General features: G+C 47.5%; 13 protein-coding genes. 8 read left to right on the forward strand and 5 right to left on the reverse strand.

All coding sequences use genetic code 11. The features are described 5' to 3' along the window. Positions 1 to 166: 166 nt before the first annotated feature. Positions 167 to 2,839, reverse strand: coding sequence for a 4-alpha-glucanotransferase (locus LL912_RS22405; RefSeq protein WP_235555847.1), 2,673 nt, complete (start codon positions 2,837 to 2,839; stop codon positions 167 to 169). Between the two features lie 924 nt (positions 2,840 to 3,763). On the opposite strand from LL912_RS22405, the gene LL912_RS22410 reads away from it, so the two are divergent. Genes LL912_RS22410 through LL912_RS22420 form a run of 3 tightly spaced genes read left to right on the forward strand, consistent with a single transcriptional unit; the run spans position 3,764 to position 5,947 of the window. Beyond that, entirely contained in the window at positions 3,764 to 4,276 is a 513-nt protein-coding gene (locus LL912_RS22410; protein ID WP_235555848.1) for an LVIVD repeat-containing protein, read from the forward strand. 18 nt (positions 4,277 to 4,294) lie between these two features. Beyond that, positions 4,295 to 5,047, forward strand: a complete 753-nt coding sequence (locus LL912_RS22415) for an LVIVD repeat-containing protein (RefSeq protein ID WP_235555849.1) — start codon at positions 4,295 to 4,297, stop codon at positions 5,045 to 5,047. A 45-nt stretch (positions 5,048 to 5,092) separates the two neighbouring features. Then, complete coding sequence (locus tag LL912_RS22420) at positions 5,093 to 5,947, forward strand: hypothetical protein (protein WP_235555850.1); 855 nt, start codon at positions 5,093 to 5,095, stop codon at positions 5,945 to 5,947. Between the two features lie 321 nt (positions 5,948 to 6,268). On the opposite strand, the gene LL912_RS22425 is transcribed toward LL912_RS22420, so the two are convergent. Beyond that, a complete protein-coding gene (locus LL912_RS22425; protein ID WP_235555851.1) occupies positions 6,269 to 6,913 on the reverse strand; it encodes a hypothetical protein in 645 nt (214 codons plus the stop codon). Between the two features lie 225 nt (positions 6,914 to 7,138). Here LL912_RS22425 and LL912_RS22430 point away from each other — a divergent pair, with 225 nt between their 5' ends. From LL912_RS22430 to LL912_RS22440, 3 genes are read left to right on the forward strand one after another with little or no spacing between them, the layout of a single operon-like run. Continuing rightward, the gene (locus tag LL912_RS22430) at positions 7,139 to 7,549 is read left to right on the forward strand and encodes a DoxX family protein (protein WP_235555852.1); all 411 of its coding nucleotides are present in this window, start codon (positions 7,139 to 7,141) and stop codon (positions 7,547 to 7,549) included. Positions 7,550 to 7,554: 5 nt separating this feature from the next. Next, a complete protein-coding gene (locus LL912_RS22435) occupies positions 7,555 to 7,977 on the forward strand; it encodes an acyl-CoA thioesterase (RefSeq protein WP_235555853.1) in 423 nt (140 codons plus the stop codon). Positions 7,978 to 8,009: 32 nt separating this feature from the next. Further along, the gene (locus tag LL912_RS22440; RefSeq protein ID WP_235555854.1) at positions 8,010 to 8,387 is read left to right on the forward strand and encodes a VOC family protein; all 378 of its coding nucleotides are present in this window, start codon (positions 8,010 to 8,012) and stop codon (positions 8,385 to 8,387) included. 112 nt (positions 8,388 to 8,499) lie between these two features. On the opposite strand, the gene LL912_RS22445 is transcribed toward LL912_RS22440, so the two are convergent. The 3 genes from LL912_RS22445 to LL912_RS22455 form a co-directional block, all read right to left on the reverse strand. Next, on the reverse strand, positions 8,500 to 8,898 hold the full coding sequence (locus LL912_RS22445) for a thiol-disulfide oxidoreductase DCC family protein (protein WP_235555855.1): 399 nt from the start codon (positions 8,896 to 8,898) through the stop codon (positions 8,500 to 8,502). A 1-nt stretch (position 8,899) separates the two neighbouring features. Beyond that, a complete protein-coding gene (locus LL912_RS22450; protein WP_235555856.1) occupies positions 8,900 to 9,319 on the reverse strand; it encodes a hypothetical protein in 420 nt (139 codons plus the stop codon). A 119-nt stretch (positions 9,320 to 9,438) separates the two neighbouring features. Further along, positions 9,439 to 10,758 carry a Gfo/Idh/MocA family protein gene (locus LL912_RS22455; protein ID WP_235555857.1) on the reverse strand — a complete coding sequence of 440 codons (1,320 nt, stop codon included), beginning with the start codon at positions 10,756 to 10,758 and terminating at the stop codon, positions 9,439 to 9,441. A gap of 142 nt (positions 10,759 to 10,900) precedes the next feature. On the opposite strand from LL912_RS22455, the gene LL912_RS22460 reads away from it, so the two are divergent. Together LL912_RS22460 and LL912_RS22465 are read left to right on the forward strand one after the other, a co-directional pair. Further along, positions 10,901 to 12,256 carry a 3-keto-disaccharide hydrolase gene (locus tag LL912_RS22460; protein WP_235555858.1) on the forward strand — a complete coding sequence of 452 codons (1,356 nt, stop codon included), beginning with the start codon at positions 10,901 to 10,903 and terminating at the stop codon, positions 12,254 to 12,256. Between the two features lie 176 nt (positions 12,257 to 12,432). Continuing rightward, a complete protein-coding gene (locus LL912_RS22465) occupies positions 12,433 to 14,703 on the forward strand; it encodes a cation:proton antiporter domain-containing protein (RefSeq protein ID WP_235555859.1) in 2,271 nt (756 codons plus the stop codon). Positions 14,704 to 14,900: the final 197 nt, after the last annotated feature.

The raw sequence follows: 14,900 nt of genomic DNA on the forward strand, positions 1-14,900 counted from the left end.
TCTAGCATCTAAAATCTAATGCCTTACAGCAAATATAAAAACGGATCTAAGCGTACCGATGAGAAGCCCGGCCTTAAATCTCTTATATTGGGATGTAAACAACCAATGGAAAGTAAGATTCCTTTACGGCCCCGTGATCTTTCTTTCAAATAAAATGCACTCCTGCCTACCTTCCGCTGTTTACAATCATTTTTTTCAGCAGATGGGTGAAAGCCTCGTTCCCGATCAGCTCCGTAAGGGTCATATGCATACGGTAACGCCAGTAATGATGGGGGTCTGCAGGAATATTGATCCGCTCTTCTGCCGGATCCTTTCTCCGTATATGTTCATCCATACCCAGCAAATCCTGTAGCTGACAAATGCACCACATGGCGGGGGCCGCAAGATGTTGTTTAATGATCTCCCGGTTAATCCAGTCTTCACAATGGCGGGGCGCTTCGCCCTGCAGATGCAGCATTTCGTTGTAGAAGATCTGGGTAAGTTCGCGGTTTTCTTCCCACCAGCCTCGAATCGTACTCATATCATGCGTGGAGGGAGAAACCACGGAAAGATAGGGGGCGTGGGCTGGGTTGAAGAACCGGGCTCCCGGTTGCTTGGGCATGCGCTGAATCTCGAGACTCAGGATACCCAGTTCCTGCATCACTTCGGGAACGCAGGAGGGAACCAGGCCCAGGTCTTCGCCGCAGATCAGCATATTGGTGGCGGCTTTCAGTTCCGGAAGCTTTTTCATGGATTCCTTTTTCCAGAATGCATCCTGCCGCCTGAAAAAATAATCATTATAAAGTGCTTTTATTTTCACCTGTTGATCATGGGGCAGCGATTGGAAAGAGATGGTTTGATCCAGTCCGAAACGGGGGTGATAACCGGTTAGGCCATCGTTTTCCTGTTTTAACATCAGTACATTGGCCAGAAGCAGGAACAACCCATGTTTCAAATCATCCGGATCGCCTTCGCGGGCGAACCAATGCTCCAGTTTGCGCTGGCTGTCAAAATCCGGTAGGAAAAAATAGTCGAATCCGTTCTCCGTTGACAGGAACTGTTCTTTAACCAGCGTTGCCTGGTTGCCGAATACCTGGTTCAGCACAATATTGTTGATAAATGGATTGCAGAACCGGTCTTCGCTGAACTGGATACCTCGTTCATGAAACTCGCGGGCATTTAGCGCAATACTTGGATCAAAATAACCCATGATACCCTGTATGCCATTCAATGGAATGCTCCAGATCCTGAAAAAGCCAAGAATATGGTCGATGCGGAATGCATCAAAATAATGGCTCATCTGCTCAAAGCGGCTTCGCCACCAGCTGAATTGATCTTCCTGCATGCGGGGCCAGTTATAGGTGGGGAAACCCCAGTTTTGCCCGTATACGGCAAAATCATCAGGAGGTGCGCCGGCCTGAAGTTCCATATGATAGAGTTCCGGTGAAACCCAGGTATCACAACCATACCGGTATACACCGATGGGGATATCTCCTTTGATCACGATGCCCTTTTTATGCGCGTAGACAACTGCTTCTTCCAGTTGAAGATGCAGGTGGTACTGTAAAAAACAATAAAAGCGAACCACAGGATTGTCCCGGAAGAGCGAACGCATCGCTGCCGGATCATATATGCTGTTTGTTGTCCATTTGGAATGGTCTACCGTTTTATATTGATCCCGCAGGTAACAAAACACAGCGTAGGGCTGCAGCCAGTGCCGGTTGGTTTCAAAAAACGCTTTATAGGTTTTTGATTGCAGCTGTTCCTTACCCAGCCGGTCGAATAGTTTTTTAAGCGTCTGGATCTTCAATTGCAATACCGCCTCATAATCGATCTGCGGAAGCGCATTGAGCCGGTCTTTATCCGCACAGAGTCCGCTCACCAGGTCCTGCGCTTTTTCACCGGCTACCGCTTCCAGGTTCAGGTAAATCGGATGAAGGGCAAAAGCAGAAATGGCGGCATAGGGATAGGAATCGCGCCAGGTAAATGTAGCTGTGGTATCATTTACGGGCAGGATCTGGATTAACTTCAAACCGGTTTGCTGCACCCAATCGGCCAGTTGTTTAAGATCGTTGAATTCACCGATCCCCAGTCCGTTCTCCGTTCTGAGGCTAAATACGGGAATGGCCAGCCCTGCACCGCGCCAGGTATTGTTGGCGCATCGGATAAAACCATCCTGTAAAACGGTTATTCCGTTCTCTGTTACCGGCCAGTCCTGCACCCGGTTTTCTTTTTCTTCGTAAGCAATAAAGCGCTGTTGGTTGATATCGTATATGCCATACTTGTACTCCAGTAAAAGCGGCGCAGGTCTTATTGAAAGCTGTGCCATCCAGTAAGAGCCGTTCTTTTGCAGTAGCACAGGGGCCGCTGTATTCCAGTTCGAAAGCGCTTCGCTATTGCCCAGCAGGCAAACAACCTGGTTCGCTTCCAGAAGCGGTGCTTTTACCATAAAGATATAGTTGGTCTCCGGCAACGGAATAATCGGCGGTTCGGAAGCAGCCGGAAGCAGTACCTCCTCAAAGGGTGCGGTATAAAATACGTTTTCGATCGCATCGGTGGCGATCCAGGTATCATAAATAACCAGGGGCCCTTCCGACTGCAGGGGAAGCCGCAGCTGGCGGGCTGTTTTGTATTCGGGGACCCGCTCGCCTTCGGCAGTCTGAAAAATGTAAAAATAGGAAAGCGGCTGTTGCAGGGTTTCAGGGTCAATGTCCAGTTCCAATGTCCAGTAATCATAGTTGAGGTACTTCATCAGGAAGTCGCCAGCATCCGGTTCGTTTCCCCAGGTATTGCCTGCACTACATAGCCATAAACTTTCTCCATAGTTTGTATGGAACCTGATGTTGAACTGAACTTTCATTGTAAGACTTTTTCTATGAAACCGGCAAGTAACGGGGTTTTCTTGAATAATCGTTGATCTTTTTTATAAAGATAATGTGTATTTGATACACATTCAAAAAAAACGATGATTTTTTTGGAGGACTTTAAGGCCAGAATTTTCGGAACGGTTTTGGGCGTTTGCCGCGTTGAGAGCTGCTTTTCTGCCTGGTGAGGTAGAAGCGGTTGCCTTAAAACGTTGTCTCGCCTGGCTTTTGAGCTAAAATAAAAATGTTATACGATCATCTTTTTTTATATAGCCAGGTTCCCTTATTTTTGTGTAAAATTTCAAAAGATGGCAGCTACATCAAAAAATAAAGGATTAATGTGGATCTTGTTTTTTCTTTCCACAGCGTTTTTTCTGTTCTTGATTTTTAGCCACAATCCCTGGCTCACTTTGGTACTGCCTTTTGTGACTACTTTTTTTGTAAAAGCCATGGATATTATCTAAGCTTTTTAACCGGATACGGGAGGTTGTTCTGTAAAGCAGGACAACCTCTTTTTTTTGGAGTAACGGGCCGGCTGTCTGATTTTTTATCCGTGTATGCTGCTTTAATATGACCCATTTGTTTCTTTAATGAAACCGCGCCGTAGCGGGAGAAGGCTGTTTCTGGTCCGGACCACAGTTCTGTTTTTTTATAACGACGCTGCCGGTTGATGGCTCTATGCGTTCCCGCGGCATAACATATCTTCCGGCGATGTGCCGGCCGGCCGAAAAAAAAGGACAGGCGGTTGTTGCGCTTTTACAACAGGTCACGTTCTTACTAAACAACAGCGTTGCTGATCTAAACAAACGGCTGCAATAGGATACCGGGCGAAGACCGGTATTGAACGGACTATTAACCTGGTTTGTGACCAGGTTGTAGAACAAACTGAAACGATCATTAAAACGGGTTAAATCCAAGCCATGAAAAGTGTAACATTAATGCTTATGAGCGCACTGCTTTTATTGTCCTGCTCAAACAGAAAAAACGAAGTAACCGGATATGCACCCCTTTATGGAGATCTTTCGGAGATGAAGGGCGTATCGCTGGTTCCTGCGCGGGCCGTTGAGAACGGAGGGAAAATTTATGTGTGGGGTGACCTGCTTTACCAGGTGGAAACAGGAAAAGGCATTCACATCACGGATATTTCAGACCCGGCGGCACCGGTGCAGAAAGGTTTTATTCAGGCGGGTGGCGCCCAGGAAGTGGCCGTCAAAAACGGGCTGATTTATACCAATAGCCAGAACGACCTGGTGATCCTCAAGATTGAGAACAATAAGCTGCAGACTGTTAAACGACTTCCGGACGCCTTTGGCAAGTTGTCTTCCCCGGCGTTACCGCCGGAGCGGGGACCTTTTGAATGTCCTGACCGGTCAAAAGGGGTCGTGATCGGCTGGCAAAAGAAAACACTCGTCAATCCTGGCTGTTCCTATTGACCCATTAAAAACTTCCAGATGAACCTGAAACAATTTCTTATGATCATGACCGGCGGCATCTTACTGGCCTTCGGATGTAAAAAAGGAGATACAATGGGGCCCTCTGATTCCGGCAAAGGTGGTTCCACGGCACGCATGACTATTTCCGGTAATTACCTCTACCTGGTGGATCATTCTACGCTCCATACCTTTGATATTTCCGATCCTGCCCAAACCGTTTTGTTGAATACACAGAATGTGGGCTGGAACATTGAAACCATCTTCCCTTACCGTGATAAACTTTTTATTGGATCGCAAACCGGTATGTTTGTGTTTGATAACAGCAATCCCAAAAAGCCGCAGCTGCAGGGACAGGCACAACATTTGCGCTCCTGCGACCCGGTGGTAGCTGACGAGAATTATGCGTATGTAACCCTGCGCAGCAATAATAATGGCTGCGGCGGAACCCTGAACCAGCTGAACATTTACGATATACAGGGTACCAATGTATTATACCCAAAGCAGGTGGCAACCCTGGTGATGCCCGAGCCGCAGGGATTGGGGTTGAAGAACAATACGCTTTATGTATGCATGGGCAAAAACGGGATGAACGTGATTGATGTAACCGATAAAACAAAACCTATAAGCAGGAAAGTGCTTTCGGAGGATACGGACTTTGTCGATGTGATTCCCTATGATCATACACTGATCGTCTATGTTAAAGGGGGCTTTATCCTTTATGATATCACCAATCCGGTGAATCCTCAGAAAATAGGCACCATTCATAACTAATACAGGGCAATATTATTGCCGGTCATTAAAAACCTAAAAAATTGTATGAGAAAGATACTATTGGTGCTGCTGCTTATAATGGAATTATTGCCGGTGCAGGCACAGGACCGGATCTACACGAAACGGGCACAGCGGGTCATAGAGGCTCAGGTAACAGAAGTAACCATTGAGTTCATAAACTACAGAAAGCTTAGTAACCCGGATGGGCCGGTATATACTTACCCACGGAAATATGTAGATTCAATCGTTTACGCCAATGGTACTGCCGATTATTTTTCAATGGGAAAACGGCACCGGCCAATCAGCCGCGAAAAGGCCATGCGGTTAAAGGAATACAATAAAATGGGGCCTAATACTACTACAGCTTCCGGCGGCATTCTTGACCTGGCGCGTCCATATACAGGGATTAATGAACCGGCCCACCTGCGTAACCGCCCCTCGGCCATTTTCCAGTTGTCGTATGAACGAACACTGCTGAACAACCGGCTGGGACTGGATGTGGCGCCATTTGTGGGACTGAATGATGGGGCGTACGGTTTTGGCCTTGCCATGCGGTTTTATCCAAAGAACAAGGGCCGGGTACGGGTAGGCATCGGGCCACAATATATGCTTGCTGTAAAGAAGGCGGTTATCCAGTATCGTGTTACGAATGATCATAGCAACGGCGTTCCCTTTTACGACGCACCCAGTGTATATGCAAAGGAAACGGCCCGGTTTTCTTCTATGGCGTTTACCGGGAAAATAACGGTAAATGTAAACAAGGTCTTATGCCTGTCGGGTAATGTGGGTATTGGAGGTGTGATCGGGGGACTGGCATCCCATACATATCCGGAAAATTGGGAAAAAGATCTGAACAATGTTTACTACAATGCGGGATTGGGTTTAGGTATACGATTTTAGCCCGGTACACCTCCACCCGGGGGCAGGTGCCGCCTTCCGTTCTAAAACTGTACCTTTGCCCGATTGAAATAAATGGATGCCTGTGTGGTATGTGTTGTTGATCCTGGTATATATATTGATCGTTTTTTTTGGGATCAGAGCGGTGCTTCTGAGTAAAGTATTGCCGGCGCACTTAAAAGTGCTGGGGATTATTGTGGTTGTAATTTTTAACGTGATTCCGGCCGGCCTCTATCTTCTTCTAAAGGCGATAAGCCCCCGCAATAAATAAACCCGCTGTTTTTTTTATGCGACCGGTTTTTATGAACCAGCAAAAACGGAACATTACTTTTGCTGGTAGGTGGACGGTGTTTTTTGTATAGATACTTTCTGCCGGTTTCCCGAAGATTGAGTACTGCACCCGTTTCTTAATAAGAATGCGGCGGCGATTGCCACAACGGCTGCCAATACGATCCAGGTAATTTTACGGGATCTGTTTTTTTCGGCCAGTTCTTTTTGCTGTTCTTCCCTGATCGCTTCAGCACTGGTCTCTTTTTCCCCAACCCGCAGCTGCAGATTTGCATGTTCCCGGATCACTTTCTGCGCTGTAATACCGGTAAAAGGGGAAAGGGTAATTGCCTGTGGTGTAAAGGCGATGCGGAAATCGGGCTTTTCCAGGGAGCCAACTTCTTCCCATAGAACCGTTTCCTGGTCATTTAGCCGGACCAGTATATTGCGGGCAAATTCTTCAAATTGTTCCAACGCTTCTATCTTCCGGATGCCCTCTTTTGCAGCAAGGGATTCATATAAGACATCCGGGTTTTCACTGCTTGTCGCATTCCTGTTTTCGGTGAACCGGATCTCCCAACCCGGGGCGTCCACCGTGTCAAAACCAGTGGATGCGTGTACCGGATGCAGTTCAAAGAGACCGATCCCGGGGATGGTTATTTTTTTTTTCTGGTATAAGTAGGCCGACAGTAAAGGGAACATGATCGATTGTTTTACAGGAACGAATATACAATTCCCCGCGTATGTGCGAAAAAGAAAATCGTCAGGTGCGCTGCCACCATCCGGCGCCGGCACTTAAAGCACCTTGAGCTAGCTGTTGATGGGGGAGCGGAGTTTCGCCCGGCTGGAAGGGCGGTATAAAACGCCGGGTATACACAAGGAGGAAAAGAAAATAATTCCTATGTTTGTTTCCTAATACATTTTTGTATGAGATTGCTCAACACAAAATATAAAGACTCGGGTGTAGCGCTGGCATTGCTGGTACTCCGGGTGGTTGCCGGAAGTGCAATGGCTGTGAATCATGGCTACAAAAAGCTAACCGGCTTTTCAGAAATTGCGGCGAAAGGTTTTTCGGACCCGTTTCATATCGGTGTAAAAGCCTCGCTAAGTTTGACCATCTTTGCCGAATTTTTCTGCGCGGTGCTGATTCTGCTGGGGCTGCTCACCCGTTTGGCTACCATTCCACTGATCATCGCGATGTGCGTTGCCCTGTTTGTCGCACATAATGGGGATTTCTTTGGCCAGGGAGAATTGGCGGGTCTTTTTCTTGCTATATTCCTGGTACTGTTGTTGGTAGGACCGGGGAAATACAGCGTGGATAAAGCAATCGGCAAATAACGTATATGTTTACTTCAGCAACACAGCTCCGCGTACGCTACGCAGATACTGATAAAATGGGCGTGGTGTATCATAGTAATTATATCAATTATTTTGAAGTAGCGCGCACCGAATCGATCCGGAACCTGGGCATTACTTATGCCCAAATGGAAGCGGCGGGTATCATTATGCCGGTTATTGAGGTTCATTGTAAATACATCCGTCCGGCTACCTATGATGATCTCATTACGGTTACGGCCAACCTGTATGAACTTCCGGAAGGACACCGCATCACTTTTCACCAGGAGGCTTACAATGAGGAAAAAGAGCTGCTGGCGAAAGGACATGTGGTGCTTTATTTTATGGAAGCCCGAACCATGAAAAGGGCCGCCATGCCGGATCCATTGCGCGCTGCATTAAAACTGTACTTCGACGGGCCAACAAACTAGCCATCCTGGTTGTTGTTGTGAAAACAAATCATATGAAAGTAGCAAAAGGGCATCAGCCGCTTATGCCTTACCTGATCCTGCTGCACGCAGAAGATTTTATCGGTTTTACACAGCGGGTATTCGATGCCCGGGAAGTGTTTAAAAGTTACCGGGATGCAGACAGTAAAGAAATCATGCATGCGGAAGTGCAGATTAATGGCTGTAATATCCTGTTTGCGGATGTAACAGAGGGATACGACCCGGCCCCCGCGAACCTGTTTGTTTATGTAGAGGACGCTGGTGAAATCATCCGCAAAGCGATAAACAACGGTTGCGAGGTTATTGATGAACTGGCACAGCGTGATTACGGTTACAGCGGCGGGGTAAGGGATCCTTTCGGAAATGTATGGTGGCTCACCTCGATGAACTAGTGGCGTCCCTTGTGGTTAGCATTAAACCGCAAGGGAAGGTCTTTTCGCAATGCCCGCCAAGTACTCGATCCCCTGTTGCAATTTTTGCCTTGCGTTTTAACTCAGCCGCTCATTAAAGGAATTTTGCCCGTAGCCGATCTGTGGGACGCATGCAATGATCGGCGCTGCCAAACCAGCGGTACCGGTTATGTGCAACCCAGTTGTACAGCCGGTCGCGGATCACTGCCGGAACCAACATGAGCACATAAACCAATGGCCATAATCTGTTTAGCCTTCGTGCAATCCTTAGTGCTGCTGTAGAGCTGAGGTGCGCCTTCCCATTTTCGATCAGCACCACAGAGCCATATGTTTGCGGAATGCCGTATTGCCGGGTGAGTTGTAAGCCTGCAGGAGATTGCAGCGCCGCAAAACGGAACCGGCCCTTCGGATCATGTTTTATGATAAACATCACCGACCGGTTGCATAAATTACATACGCCATCAAATAATATGACGGATTCTTCCGCCTGCATGCTACTGAATTTTACGGATAGAGAATAGTACTTTTTGGGTGCCTTTTTCCAGGGTCTTTGTAGGGTTAGGTAAAATATCCACCAGGCTGAGCTGGTATTGATGTGTGCTTAATATTGCAGTGGCCTGAGCCTCTTTTTTCTGCATACCACAATCCGTGCCCGTACACAATGAAACAGCGGCACTGCTTTTTTCGTCACTGATGGTCAGATCGGCAATGGCTTCCCCGGCCCGGATACAACGTGCATTCATAGGGCACCGGCTTTCCTGTATCCGCGATACGGCAATGGTTATGTTCCCGTATGCTTTTTTTTCATGAAGGGCGAGGCTTATGACAGTACCGTTGGTATCAATGGCCGGAGCCGTGCGTTTTGCACAGCTAACGGCCAACAGCATCACGCCTAGCCAAAAGAAGTATTTCACAAGTAGATCTTTTTGCAAAGATACAACCTATACTTCGTCTTGGATAAATTATATGTTGTCTATGATAAATTTGTGCGCTTTTATAGCCTGTCAATTCACGTTTTTACCCTTTGTCAGTATCACATATTGGGCAGTTTCCATCCATTTTGATAAACCGGCTTTACCAGTTGTGTGGCGGCAGGGCTATTAAACTGGTTTCTGGTTTGATCCCAATAGATCTTTTGTCCGGTACGCACCGCAATATTTCCCATATGACTGGCAATAGCCACGGTAGCGGCTGCTTCCACGGGGCAATGGAGATCTGCTTTCTGCCGGGATTTTACCACATCAATGAAGTTTGCTGTATGCAGGTTTAATCCGTTGTCCACCGATTTTGTCCAGGCTACAGCAGCAATTTTATCTTTCTCCGGCCGTACCTCCCATCCGCCCCGGTTCAGAAGCAGGGTTCCGTTTTCACCGATAAAGGCAATGCCGTGCTGCATATTATACAGTCCTACCCCGGTTGCCAGGTTGTGTTCCCAGCTCATCTGGAAGGAGCCAAAATCGTATAAGGTGGTTTGGAGATCCGGTGTTTCGCGGGCATCATCCGGGAAAACAAATTTGCCACCTGTTGCCATTACCGATTTGGGTGCTTCCGCTTTCATGCCCATCAGCACCATATCGATCAGGTGTACCCCCCAGTCGGTCATCAGGCCGCCTGCATAATCCCAAAACCAGCGAAACTCATAATGGAAGCGGTTTTTATTAAACGGACGCTTCTTGGCAGGACCCAGCCACATGGTATAATCAACACCTGCCGGCACGGGACTATTGGGCACTACGGGTAGGGGTGTGGATCCCCCACGGTACATCCAGGTTTTGGTAGCAGCAATGCGGCCCAGTTTTCCAGACTGCACATAGGCAATGGCATCTTTAAAATGCTGCTGGCTTCGCTGCCATTGACCCACCTGCACCATGCGGTTGTATCTTGCGGCGGCTTTTACCATCAACTGTACTTCAAAAATGGAATTGGCCAGCGGCTTTTCGCAGTACACATCCTTGCCGGCCGCGCAGGCATCAATCATCTGCAAACAATGCCAGTGGTCCGGCGTACCCACAATCACTACATCCACATCCTTATTTTGTAAGAGCTTCCGGTAATCCTTATATATCGTTGGTTTTAGCGGGCTGATTTTTTCAAGATCTGCAAGCCGTTGCCGGATAATGCTATCGTCTATATCACAAAGCGCTACGCATTGGGTTTCCGGAACCTTTAGCATCGAAGAAAGATCGGACCATCCCATCCCTTTAACACCGATTACACCAATACCAATCTTGTCATTGGGAGATACTGCTTTTTTAACCGCCGCTAACAGCTCCAGCGGAACCATGGCTCCCAGGCCCGCTGCAACTGCAGCCAATCCGGTATTCCGGATAAAAACTCTTCTGTTTGTACTCATCTGGCAATTGTTATATGAATTGTAATATTGACGAATATAGGGCATTTCTCAAAAAGCTATTTACGAAAACGTTTGAATAGTTAATTTCTGTTGTTTAGCGGAAAGCTGGTAATTTAGCCGGTATTCTTTTAAAACAAAGGCAATGAAAAAAATAATGATGCTTGCCGGAACTGCCCTGCTGGTACTGGCTGCCGCTGCCCAGGGCTCCGGGTGGAAAAATCTTTTCAACGGCAGGGATTTTACCGGCTGGAAGCAACTGAATGGCAAGGCGAAATATACCGTGGAGCATGGAGAAATTGTTGGAACTACGGTGTATGGGCAGCCCAACTCTTTTATGGTAACCGAACAGGATTATGGTGATTTTATCCTCGAGCTGGAGTTTAAAGTAGACAGCACGATGAACTCCGGTGTGCAATTCCGCAGTGAAAGTAAGCCGGAATACAATAACGGTCGCGTGCATGGTTACCAGTTTGAGATCGATCCCTCGCCCCGGGCCTGGTCTGGCGGTATTTATGATGAGGCGCGGCGCGATTGGCTGTATCCGCTGGATTTGAACCCCGTTGCCAAAAAAGCATTTCGTCAGGGGCAATGGAACCGTATAAAACTGGAATGCATCGGTAATAATATACGCACCTGGCTAAACGGGGTTCCCTGTGCATACCTGGTGGATGATCTTACACCCAGGGGTTTTATAGCCCTGCAGGTACATGGTATCGGTAATAAAAAGGATGAAGGACGGCAGATCCGCTGGCGGAATATCCGCATCCGGACCTCCGGTCTGAAACCCGCTCCGCTCGATGGAACCTTTGTGGTGAATATGATCCCGAACAATCTGTCTGCTGCAGAAAAGAAAAACGGCTTCCGGTTATTGTTTGATGGTAACACCACAACAGGATGGAGAGGTGCTTACAAACCGGCATTCCCGTCCAAGGGCTGGACTATAAATAACGGCGTGTTAACGGTACAGTCTTCTCAGGGAAAAGAATCGGCGAACGGCGGCGACATTGTAACTCAAAAAGAATACAGTGCCTTTATCTTTGAGTTTGATTTTAAACTGACAAAAGGGGCCAACAGTGGCGTGAAATATTTTGTAACAGAAAGCGAAAAAAATTCTGGTTCTGCAATAGGGCTGGAGTACCAGATCCTGGACGATGCCGTGCATCCGGATGCCAAGATGGGGCGCGACGGAAACCGTACACTGGCTTCGCTGTACGATCTCATCACATCCAACCGCGAAAAGCGTGCACGCAAACCGATCGGGGAGTGGAACAAGGGCATGGTGATCGTATATCCCAACAATAAAGTAGAACATTGGCTGAACGGCTGGAAAATGGTAGAATATCAACGGGGCTCTCCGGAGTTCTTAAAATTAGTAGCCATCAGCAAGTATAAAAACTGGCCCAATTTCGGTATGGCGCCTAAAGGACATTTGCTGTTGCAGGATCATGGCGATGAAGTGTCTTACCGTTCCTTAAAGATCAAAGAACTGAAACAATAAAACTAAAAAAGAACGATGATTGGAGAAAGAGCAACCCGTAGCGGTTGCTCTTTTTTTTAGAAACCAGCGGCTCATCTCCAGGGATTTGAAAATAAAAATTTAAGACTATTTCCCTTCCTTTTCTGCCCGAAAATGCTTATATTTCCCGCAAACCACAAAGCACGTAATACACATATATGGGGCATTTACCAAAATTGATCGAAGACCTGGCACTCATACTGATGGCGGGTGCCATCGTAACTTTATTGTTTCGGAAAATAAAGCAACCGCTGGTGCTGGGCTATATCATTGCTGGTTTTTTGGTGAGTCCGCATTTTATTTTTACACCCAATGTGGTCGACCAGGAGAATGTGAAAACGCTGGCGGAGATCGGTGTGATCTTTTTGTTGTTTAGCCTGGGTCTGGAGTTCAGCTTTAAAAAACTCGTGCGGGTGGGAGGCACTGCATCCATTACGGCTTTTACCGAGATTATCTTTATTACCGTGGGCGGCTATTTTGCAGGGAAACTCATGGGTTGGAGTACCATGGACAGCCTGTTCCTGGGCGGCATGCTGGCCAGTTCTTCCACCACTATTATCCTGCGGGCCTTTGATGAACTGGGAGTGAAGACCAAGCAGTTCGCCCGGATCGTTTTTGGTGTACTGGTAGTGGAAGACATTGTTGTGATCCTGCTGATGGTATTGCTTTCCACCGTGGCGGTTACCAAGAATTTTGAAGGCGGGCAAATTCTTTTTACCGTTTTAAAGCTTTTGTTTTTCCTGGGGATGTGGTTTATTGTAGGCATCTTTTTGTTGCCGACCTTTTTACGGGTTGCCCGTAAACTGCTGGATGAGGAGACCCTGCTGATACTGGCGCTAGGGCTTTGTCTGGCCATGGTGGTGCTGGCTACGCAGGTAGGTTTTTCGGCAGAGTTGGGCGCCTTTGTAATGGGGTCTATCATAGCAGAAACTACGCTGGCAGAAAAGGTTGAGCACCTGATCAAGCCCGTTAAGGACCTGTTTGGTGCGGTGTTTTTTGTTTCCGTTGGCATGATGATCGATCCCAAAGCCATTGCTGCCTATGCCGGCCCCATCTGCTGGATCACATTGCTGACGCTGTTCGGCAAAATGATCAGTACCACTATCGGAGCGCTGATCTCGGGGCAACCCCTAAAGCAATCGGTACAGGTAGGAATGAGTATGGCGCAGATCGGTGAGTTTGCCTTTATCGTGGCCACCCTGGGACTCTCATTGGGAGTGATCTCGGAGTTCCTTTTCCCCATCGCGGTAGGCGCTTCTGCCATCACTACTTTTACAACCCCCTACCTGATCAAGTTTTCGGAACCGATCTACAATCGCCTGGTAAAAGTACTTCCCGGTAAATGGGTTCATAAACTAAACCGGTATTCTTCCAGCACCCAGCAGATACAGGCAGAGAGCGACTGGAAGGTCGTGTTAAAAACCTATCTCCGGATTCTTGTAACGAATACGATCATCCTGGTGGCCGTACTATTGGTGAGTAAAAATTTCCTGCAACCCTTTATTGATGAACGGGTGCAGCACAGTTACCTGCGCAACGGCATTCTGTTAGTGGTTTCGCTGGCTGCTGCCGCTCCCTTTTTCTGGGCCTTTATGGCCGGAAAGCCCAAGAACCAGGCGTATAAAGAATTATGGGTAGATAAAAAATACAACCGTGGCCCCCTGTTTATAGTGGAACTGCTGCGGGTAACTATGGGGATTTTATTTATGGCCATATTCGTAAATACACTGGTGCCGGCACGGATCGCATTGCTGGTGGGCATTCCCATTACGATACTGGTTTTAATATTATTCTCCAACAGGATCCAGAAGTTTTACCAGCGGATGGAAAAGCGGTTTATGCACAATCTGAACGAACGTGAACTTGAGGCGGCAGCGGCCCATATGGTTGAACATAATCTGAAGGAAAAAAATAATGAAATGCGTTCAGGAATGGAAGCCTGGGATGCGCATATTGTGGAAATGGAAGTAAATCCACAGGCCAAGGCGATTGGTATTTTATTAAAAGACCTGCAATGGCGGGAAAAATTCGGAATCAATATCGTATACATCAAGCGGGGTGATGAGATTATTCATACACCCGGCCGGAACAACCGCCTGCTTCCGTTTGACCGGGTAGGAATCCTGATCACCGATGACCAACTCGCCGTATTTAAACCGATTTTTGATACTCGGGAGGTATTGGAGGATGAGGCTATAAGCATTGAGGATATTGTACTTCAGAAAGTGTTGGTGGATGAGCATACCAAGCTGAGGGGGCAAACCATACATGGCTCCGGGCTCCGGGAACGGACCAACGGACTGATCGTTGGGATCGAGAAGGAAAAGGGACGGATCCTGAATCCCGAATCATCTACCGTGCTGGAATGGGGGGATATTATCTGGATCGTAGGCGACCGGAAGAAATTACAAAAGCTGATATTGGAATAATTTGAAAATGTGCGCATGTGAGAATGAAGATTCCGTTGCGGTTCGATCATCCATCTTTCGGAAAGACAAGATTCAAAAGACAAAAAACACATACCGGTCCCCGCTTGGGAATATAAAATATCGAATTGGAAATATTAAATGTAGAAGTGAAATGCCGTTCCTGCTTCGGAATTTGAAAATTTGAGAATGCGGAAATG

This window comes from Niabella agricola (assembly GCF_021538615.1).
GTDB classification, from domain to species: domain Bacteria; phylum Bacteroidota; class Bacteroidia; order Chitinophagales; family Chitinophagaceae; genus Niabella; species Niabella agricola.

Excerpts from the sequence above, each read along its gene's own strand:
- LL912_RS22405 (WP_235555847.1), bottom strand. The coding sequence starts at position 2,839 with ATGAAAGTTCAGTTCAACATCAGGTTCCATACAAACTATGGAGAAAGT.
- LL912_RS22410 (WP_235555848.1), top strand. The coding sequence starts at position 3,764 with ATGAAAAGTGTAACATTAATGCTTATGAGCGCACTGCTTTTATTGTCC.
- LL912_RS22415 (WP_235555849.1), top strand. The coding sequence starts at position 4,295 with ATGAACCTGAAACAATTTCTTATGATCATGACCGGCGGCATCTTACTG.
- LL912_RS22420 (WP_235555850.1), top strand. The coding sequence starts at position 5,093 with ATGAGAAAGATACTATTGGTGCTGCTGCTTATAATGGAATTATTGCCG.
- LL912_RS22425 (WP_235555851.1), bottom strand. The coding sequence starts at position 6,913 with ATGTTCCCTTTACTGTCGGCCTACTTATACCAGAAAAAAAAAATAACC.
- LL912_RS22430 (WP_235555852.1), top strand. The coding sequence starts at position 7,139 with ATGAGATTGCTCAACACAAAATATAAAGACTCGGGTGTAGCGCTGGCA.
- LL912_RS22435 (WP_235555853.1), top strand. The coding sequence starts at position 7,555 with ATGTTTACTTCAGCAACACAGCTCCGCGTACGCTACGCAGATACTGAT.
- LL912_RS22440 (WP_235555854.1), top strand. The coding sequence starts at position 8,010 with ATGAAAGTAGCAAAAGGGCATCAGCCGCTTATGCCTTACCTGATCCTG.
- LL912_RS22445 (WP_235555855.1), bottom strand. The coding sequence starts at position 8,898 with ATGCAGGCGGAAGAATCCGTCATATTATTTGATGGCGTATGTAATTTA.
- LL912_RS22455 (WP_235555857.1), bottom strand. The coding sequence starts at position 10,758 with ATGAGTACAAACAGAAGAGTTTTTATCCGGAATACCGGATTGGCTGCA.
- LL912_RS22460 (WP_235555858.1), top strand. The coding sequence starts at position 10,901 with ATGAAAAAAATAATGATGCTTGCCGGAACTGCCCTGCTGGTACTGGCT.
- LL912_RS22465 (WP_235555859.1), top strand. The coding sequence starts at position 12,433 with ATGGGGCATTTACCAAAATTGATCGAAGACCTGGCACTCATACTGATG.